Source organism: Eisenbergiella massiliensis (genome assembly GCF_003435485.1).
In genome coordinates, this window is sequence record NZ_QVLV01000034.1 from 47,364 (window position 1) to 54,587 (window position 7,224).

At 46.0% G+C, this 7,224-nt stretch carries 7 protein-coding genes; all 7 read left to right on the forward strand.

Annotated elements, in window-relative coordinates; translation table 11 throughout:
• Position 1: 1 nt before the first annotated feature.
• The 7 genes from DXC51_RS27140 (at position 2) to DXC51_RS27170 (ending at position 7,110) form a co-directional block, all read left to right on the forward strand.
• Positions 2-841, forward strand: coding sequence for a DUF5685 family protein (locus DXC51_RS27140; RefSeq protein ID WP_021636313.1), 840 nt, complete (start codon positions 2-4; stop codon positions 839-841).
• Entirely contained in the window at positions 834-1,577 is a 744-nt protein-coding gene (locus DXC51_RS27145) for a DnaJ domain-containing protein (RefSeq protein WP_021636314.1), read from the forward strand. Before DXC51_RS27140 ends, DXC51_RS27145 begins: the two co-directional genes overlap by 8 nt.
• A 43-nt stretch (positions 1,578-1,620) precedes the next feature.
• Positions 1,621-2,145 carry a flavodoxin family protein BilS gene (gene bilS, locus DXC51_RS27150; RefSeq protein ID WP_021636315.1) on the forward strand — a complete coding sequence of 175 codons (525 nt, stop codon included), beginning with the start codon at positions 1,621-1,623 and terminating at the stop codon, positions 2,143-2,145.
• A gap of 128 nt (positions 2,146-2,273) precedes the next feature.
• Positions 2,274-3,626 carry an MATE family efflux transporter gene (locus tag DXC51_RS27155; protein WP_021636316.1) on the forward strand — a complete coding sequence of 451 codons (1,353 nt, stop codon included), beginning with the start codon at positions 2,274-2,276 and terminating at the stop codon, positions 3,624-3,626.
• Between the two features lie 197 nt (positions 3,627-3,823).
• Complete coding sequence (locus DXC51_RS27160; protein WP_035321894.1) at positions 3,824-4,501, forward strand: response regulator transcription factor; 678 nt, start codon at positions 3,824-3,826, stop codon at positions 4,499-4,501.
• Positions 4,502-4,590: 89 nt separating this feature from the next.
• Positions 4,591-6,162, forward strand: a complete 1,572-nt coding sequence (locus DXC51_RS27165) for a sensor histidine kinase (RefSeq protein ID WP_021636318.1) — start codon at positions 4,591-4,593, stop codon at positions 6,160-6,162.
• Positions 6,163-6,453: 291 nt separating this feature from the next.
• Complete coding sequence (locus tag DXC51_RS27170) at positions 6,454-7,110, forward strand: GTP pyrophosphokinase (protein ID WP_035321879.1); 657 nt, start codon at positions 6,454-6,456, stop codon at positions 7,108-7,110.
• The last annotated feature ends 114 nt before the right edge of the window (positions 7,111-7,224 follow it).

The window sequence follows — 7,224 nt, forward strand, 5'->3', positions numbered from 1 at the left end:
TATGTTCGGGTACGTAATTGTTAACAAACAGGAATTGAAATTCAGGGATTTTGATTTATATCAGTCCTATTACTGCGGCTTCTGCCGGGAGCTTAAGGAGAGATACGGTGTAAAGGGCCAGATTACGGTAACCTATGACATGACGTTTCTGATTCTGCTTCTGACAGGCCTTTATGAAACCGAGGACAAAGTAAGCGAGTGCAAGTGCATTGCCCATCCCTTTGACAAACATCCCACAAGAAGGAATTCCTTTACGGAATATGCGGCGGATATGAACATCCTCCTTACCTATTATCAATGTATGGACGACTGGGAGGATGAGAAAAAGGTATGGAAGAGAGGTTATGCAGGCATCCTGAAAAAAGCCTTCCGGGACACATCGGCAAGGCACCCGGAAAAGGCCGAGGTGATTTCAGCCCAACTGAATGCGCTCCATGAATATGAAAAAAAAGGAGAAAAAAATCTTGACATTGTAGCAGGGTGTTTTGGTAATATAATGTCGGAGATTTTTGCCTTCAGAAAAGACGAGTGGGAGGAAGACCTTCGCAGGATGGGCTTTTTCCTGGGAAAGTATATTTATTTGATGGACGCTTATGAAGATATGGAAAAGGATGAAAAAAACGGAAACTTCAATCCCTTCCTTTCCATGCGCGGCGAGAGCGGTTTTGATGATAAGGTTTATCAGATTTTAAGAATGATGATGGCAGAGTGCTCCAGAGCGTTTGAAAAACTCCCCATTCTTGAGAATACGGATATTCTCCGGAATATTCTTTACTCCGGCGTCTGGTGCCGGTACGAGATGGTAAGAGGCAGAAGAAAGGAACAGCAGGAAAATGCGTGACCCGTATCAGGTACTGGGTGTATCCCGTGATGCATCTGACGAAGAAATTAAAAAAGCGTATCGAGCACTGAGCAGAAAATATCACCCCGATGCCAATGTCAACAATCCGAATAAGGAACAGGCGGAAGAAAAGTTCAAGGAGATCCAGCAGGCTTACCAGCGGATTATGGATGAAAGACAGCATGGAACCTCCAGCAGCTATTCAGGAAGCTCCGGCTCCGGAAGCTATGGAGGCGGTTACCAGGATTACGGCGGTTTCGGTGATTTTGAAGATTTATTCGGCAGCTTCGGCTTTGGCGGCCAGAGCTACCGGAGACAGCAGAGCGCTGCGGGCGGTGACGAGTATACAGTTCACATGAACGCGGCCTTTAACTATATCCAGAGCAGACATTTCAGGGAAGCCCTTAACGTCCTCTCCGGAATCAGTGAGAGAACTGCAAAATGGTATTATTACAGCTCCATTGCCAATTCAGGGCTTGGAAATAATGTGATAGCCCTGGAGCATGCAAAGAAAGCAGCGGCGATGGAACCGGGAAACCAGCAGTATCGAGTATGGCAGCAGCAGATGGAATCCGGCGGAAGCTGGTATCAGACCCAGCAGTCCCCTTACGGAATGCCGGCTATGGACGGAAGCAACTGGTGCCTGAAGCTCTGCATTGCGAACCTGATCTGCAACATGTGCTGCGGGGGCGGCGGTCTGTGTTGCGGAGGCGGCATTCCAATAGGAAGGTTCTGATGCGCCTGCCTTTTTGCGGCAGGAAAAGAAAGGAGTACGGAATATGGACGTAATGGTTATATATTCAAGCCGTACCGGGAATACAAAAAAAGTGGCGACCAGTATATTTGCGGCGATCCCAGGAGAGTCCAAGGATATGCAGCCGATAGAAGAATATAACGGTAAGGATGCGGAAACCTATTTTATAGGCTTCTGGACGGATCAGGGAACCTGTGATATGCGGGTGGTGGATTTGCTGTCCGAGCTGGAAGGTAAAAATGTGGCGCTGTTTGGCACCTGCGGCATGGGCGCCAATACGGAATATTACAAAAGTATCGAACAGAAGGTAAAGGTCTGGCTTCCGGAAACCTGCAGATATTTTGGTGCATATATGTGCCAGGGGAAAATGCCCATGCAGGTCCGTCAGAAATATGAGATGATGGAGAAAAACGGGATGGGTGAGGAAAAAATCAAACCGCTGCTCCGCAATTTTGACGAAGCGCTCCTGCATCCCGACAGTGAGGATTTGAAGGCAGCCGCAGCCTTTGCCGCGGATATTGTGGAACGGATAAAAAATGATGAATGCTGAGAAAAGCTGCGTAGGGCCAACAGACGGCCTTACGCAGTTTTTGCTTTTTTTTTACAAAAATGTTTGTAATCTCTTTTCGTATATGATATACCACATATAGAAATAATAAGCGGAAGCGGGGAGAAATTATGACAAGGGATATGACAGAAGGCAGGCCGTTAAAGCTCATACTGGGGTTTGCGGTGCCTCTTTTATTCGGAAATCTGTTCCAGCAGTTCTATAATCTTGTGGATACCATAATTGTGGGGAAATTTCTGGGAGTGAAATCATTGGCTGCAGTGGGAAGCACAGGCTCCATAAATTTTCTGATTATCGGTTTCTGCATGGGCATCTGCAACGGCTTTGCAATTCCAATAGCGCAGAGCTTTGGGGCAAAAAATGAAAAGACGCTTAGAAAATATGTGGCGAACAGCACCTGGCTTGCGCTGTTTTTTGCCGTGGTGATGACTATTGCCACAGTGCTTTTGTGCAGGCCCATTCTCCGGCTCATGCGGACACCGGAGGATATTATCGGTGGCGCCTATACCTATATTGTAATCATTTTTGCAGGGATACCGGCGACAATTCTTTATAATATGGTTTCCGGTATCCTGCGGGCCATGGGTGACAGCAAAACGCCTTTGTATTTCCTGATATTGTCGGCATTCCTGAATATCCTGCTGGATCTGCTCTGCATTGTAGTGCTGCACATGGGTGTGTCGGGAGCTGCCCTGGCCACGGTTGTATCCCAAGCTGTTTCAGGAGTGAGCTGTCTGACTTATATGCGCAAAAAATTCGATATCCTTCATGTGAGAAAGGATGAATGGAAGCTGGAGGCACAATATGTAAAGAACCTGTGCGGCATGGGAATCCCCATGGGACTGCAGTATTCCGTAACTGCAATCGGCAGCGTTATTCTCCAGAGCGCGGTGAATTCCCTGGGTTCGGTGGCAGTAGCCTCCATGACGGCGGCAAGCAGAATCGGCGGCTTTTTTGCCTGTCCCTTTGATGCGCTGGGGGCTACTATGGCGACCTATGCGGGGCAGAATATCGGGGCGGGGAAGCCGGAGCGTATCCGCAGGGGCATCAAAACAGCCAATATTATCGGCGCAGCCTATGCGGCAGTGGCATTAACCGTGATGTTTTTTGCCGGAGGAAGCCTTGCGCTGCTGTTTGTGGATAGGACGGAAACGGAGATACTTTCCAATGTAAGGCTGTTTCTGCTATGCAACGCATTGTTCTATTTCCCGCTGGCCCTTGTAAATAATATCCGTTTTCTGATTCAGGGAATGGGCTACAGTATGCTTGCCATATTGTCCGGGGTGAGTGAGATGATAGCAAGGGCGCTTGCCGGCTTCCTGCTCGTTCCCGTGTTCGGCTTTGTGGCAGCAGGGTTTGCGAGCCCGCTGGCCTGGGTGCTGGCCGATATATTTTTAATCGTGGCCTATTTTAAGGTCATGAAGAAAACGGAACGGCTGTTCACAGATAAAAACCAGGCATGATGCAGTATTCGGTATACTGTAATAAAAGCTGTGCGGCGCCGGCTGAAAAGTTGGAAAAACTCTGAAAAGTTCACATGTTTTTCATAAATATCTGTTACACTGTTATTACATACAGAATAAAGGACCGGATGGAGGCAGTGCCGGTTATAATATTAGAGAGAAGGCCGGTTATCAGGAACGGCGGAATCGAGGTTGGTATGGATCGGACAAAAATACTGGTTGTGGATGACGAAAGCAGAATGCGCAAGCTGGTAAAGGACTTCCTCCAGAAAAACAATTACGATGTGGTGGAGGCAGGAGACGGAAGCGAGGCGCTGGATATTTTTTTTGAACAAAATGACATTGCATTGATCATTCTGGACGTTATGATGCCGAAGATGGACGGCTGGCAGGTATGCAGGGAAGTCAGGAATTATTCCAAGGTCCCCATCATCATGCTCACGGCCAAAGGAGATGAAAAGGATGAGCTTCAGGGCTTCGATCTGGGGGTGGACGAGTATATTTCCAAACCCTTCAGTCCCAAGATACTGGTAGCCCGCGTGGAGGCGATTCTGCGCAGATCCGGCAAAACGGCTTCCGGCGACGTCATGGAAGCGGGAGGAATCCACCTGGATAAAGCCGCGCATATGGTAACCATAGACGGTGAGAACGTGGATTTAAGCTACAAGGAATTTGAGCTTCTTACTTATTTTATGGAAAACAGAGGAATTGCGCTGTCACGGGAGAAAATTCTCAACAACGTCTGGAATTACGACTACTTCGGTGACGCAAGAACCATAGACACCCACGTAAAAAAACTCCGCAGCAAGCTGGGCCCCAAAGGCGACATGATAAAAACAATCTGGGGAATGGGTTATAAATTTGAGGTTGAATAAGTGTGGATTGCATTCCCCTGGAATGGGCTATAAATTCGAGGTTGAATAAGTATAAATTACATTCCCCGACAGCATGAACGGAGCGGATTATGAAATATTCTATCAGAAAACAGTTTGCTTATATATTTATCGGATTAATGGCCGGCACAATTTTATTGTGCTGGTTTATTAATAATACCTTTCTGGAAAGATATTATTTCCATAACAAACAGACGGTAGTTATGGATGCATATAATCAGATGAATGCTGCAGCCCAGAAGGGGAGTATCAGTTCGGATGATTTTGACATTCATCTGCAGCAGCTCAGTGCGAGATACAATATTTCCATTCTTGTACTGGACGAAGACTCCGAAACCATCAGAGTCAGCGGAGGCGATCCTGCCATATTGAAAATAGAGCTGTGGAATCATGTACTTTTTGACAGCGCGGAAGGCTCTGAGAAGCTGTATCCTGATACGCCGGAACCTAAAAGCGGCCCGGGCGGAGGCAAGGCTTCTAAATATGAAGAAAACATAATCACCAATAAAACCCTGGTACGCAATGACAGTCCCTTTTATATTGTCCAGCTTGTAACAAGCAACCGGGTCAGCATGGAATATTTGGATATGTGGGGCTTCCTTGATAATGGCAATCTTTTTTTTATAAGGACGGCACTGGAGGGAATCAGGGACAGCGTTGATATTGCCAACCGTTTCCTGGCCTATGTGGGGATTGCGGCTACGGTAGCCAGCGGTATTATTATCTGGATCGTTTCTAAAAAAATAACAGATCCCATACTGGAGCTTGCCCATATTTCAGAACGGATGACCCACCTGGATTTCGATGCCAGATATAAAGGGCGGAGTTTTAATGAAATTGCCATTCTGGGAAATCATATTAATCAGATGGCGGATACTCTGGAAGTTACGATTTCAGAATTGAAGACGGCCAATAATGAACTGCAGAAGGATATTGAAAGAAAGAATGAAGTTGATGAGATGCGTAAGGAATTCCTTTCCAATGTTTCTCATGAACTGAAGACTCCCATAGCCCTGATTCAGGGCTATGCAGAGGGGTTAAAGGAAGGGATCAATGACGACGACGAGGAAAGCAGGAATTTTTACTGCGACGTTATCATAGATGAATCCGGGAAAATGAATAATATGGTGAAAAAGCTTCTCACGTTGAATCAGCTGGAATTCGGCAATGAAGTAATAACAATGGAACGCTTTGATATAGTGATGCTGATCCACAATTACATCCAGTCTGCGGAGATCCTCATCAGGCAAAATGATGCCACTGTCCGCTTTGAACAGGATACACCTGTTTATGTATGGGGAGATGAATTCAAGACGGAAGAAGTCTTTATGAATTATTTCAGCAATGCCCTGAACCATCTGGACGGCGAACGGATCGTGGATATCAAACTGACCCAGGAAAGCAAAACGGTAAGGGTTTCCGTATTTAATACCGGAATTCCCGTCCCGGAGGATTCACTTCCTCATTTATGGGAAAAATTTTATAAAGTGGATAAAGCCAGGACAAGAGAATACGGTGGCAGCGGAGTGGGCCTTTCTATTGTAAAAGCAATCCAGGAATCTATGAATCAGAAGTATGGAGTGGTTAACTATGAAAACGGGGTAGAGTTCTGGTTTGAGCTGGAGAAGGTGACGGACAGGTGAAAATCCTTTCCGTTGCCGGGGCCCCCTCTTAACAGCGGCCAAAAGAGCATTACACTCATGTGAAGTCTGCGATATTTATAATAATTTAAGAAAACTCTCAAAGAAGAAACACAGAATGCACACATTTTTTTTGTAAAATAACAGCATTCAAAGCAGAGGGGGCTTTGTTTTTCGGATTGGAAAACAGGGCCCTTTTTGTTGAAGGTGGGTTGTCCTGCATAGTGCGGCGGCTTTGGCTTCATTTCAGAACGAATTTATAAAATGCCTGCGCTCAGGCAGATGGGGGCCACTATGACGAATGAACAATATTATGCGCTGATGGAACCGTATCATAATGCATGCCAGATGATGCTGACCCGGCTGGAGGTGCTCAATCATACTCTTTATGAAAAAACCACAGTATGTCCCATCCATAATATCCAGCACCGGATGAAGGAAAAAAAGAGCATCGAGGAAAAATTGCTCCGGCTGAAGCTGACCTCCAGTATTGCCAATGCCAGAGACTACCTTCAGGACGTGGCGGGCATCCGCATTATCTGTTTTTTTGTAGAGGATATTTACAATCTGGCAAAAGCGGTGAAACGCCAGACGGACCTTGTAATTATAAAAGAAAGGGATTACATCAGCTGCCCGAAAGTAAACGGTTACAGAAGCTTCCATTTAGTAGTCGGGGTGCCTGTTTATTACCGGGATACCATGGAGTATTTTCCTGTTGAAATCCAGATGAGAACCATGGCTATGGATTTGTGGGCCAGCATGGAACACCGTGTCTGCTATAAAAAAGAAATGGAGGAAGCGGAAAAACAGAGACGCCGCAAGGCTTTTACCGAATATGCCGGACTCCTGGAGGAATTGGAGAAGCAGTTTGAGATATATAATGAAACCGCAGGAATACTGGAAGAATCACAGGTCTCATGGGAAAGTAAAAAGAATTTGAAAAAAATGTAAAATTGTAGTTGACAAAGTCGAATCAGGATGATAGAATCAATTTCGTTGCCGGTTGAACCGCTGCAACAACAACTTGAAAGAAACAAAAAAAGTTGAAAAAAGTGCTTGACAGTC

Bases quoted from the DNA above. Each gene is read 5' to 3' on its own strand.
- DXC51_RS27140 (WP_021636313.1), top strand. From the start codon at position 2: ATGTTCGGGTACGTAATTGTTAACAAACAGGAATTGAAATTCAGGGAT.
- DXC51_RS27145 (WP_021636314.1), top strand. From the start codon at position 834: ATGCGTGACCCGTATCAGGTACTGGGTGTATCCCGTGATGCATCTGAC.
- bilS (WP_021636315.1), top strand. From the start codon at position 1,621: ATGGACGTAATGGTTATATATTCAAGCCGTACCGGGAATACAAAAAAA.
- DXC51_RS27155 (WP_021636316.1), top strand. From the start codon at position 2,274: ATGACAAGGGATATGACAGAAGGCAGGCCGTTAAAGCTCATACTGGGG.
- DXC51_RS27160 (WP_035321894.1), top strand. From the start codon at position 3,824: ATGGATCGGACAAAAATACTGGTTGTGGATGACGAAAGCAGAATGCGC.
- DXC51_RS27165 (WP_021636318.1), top strand. From the start codon at position 4,591: ATGAAATATTCTATCAGAAAACAGTTTGCTTATATATTTATCGGATTA.
- DXC51_RS27170 (WP_035321879.1), top strand. From the start codon at position 6,454: ATGACGAATGAACAATATTATGCGCTGATGGAACCGTATCATAATGCA.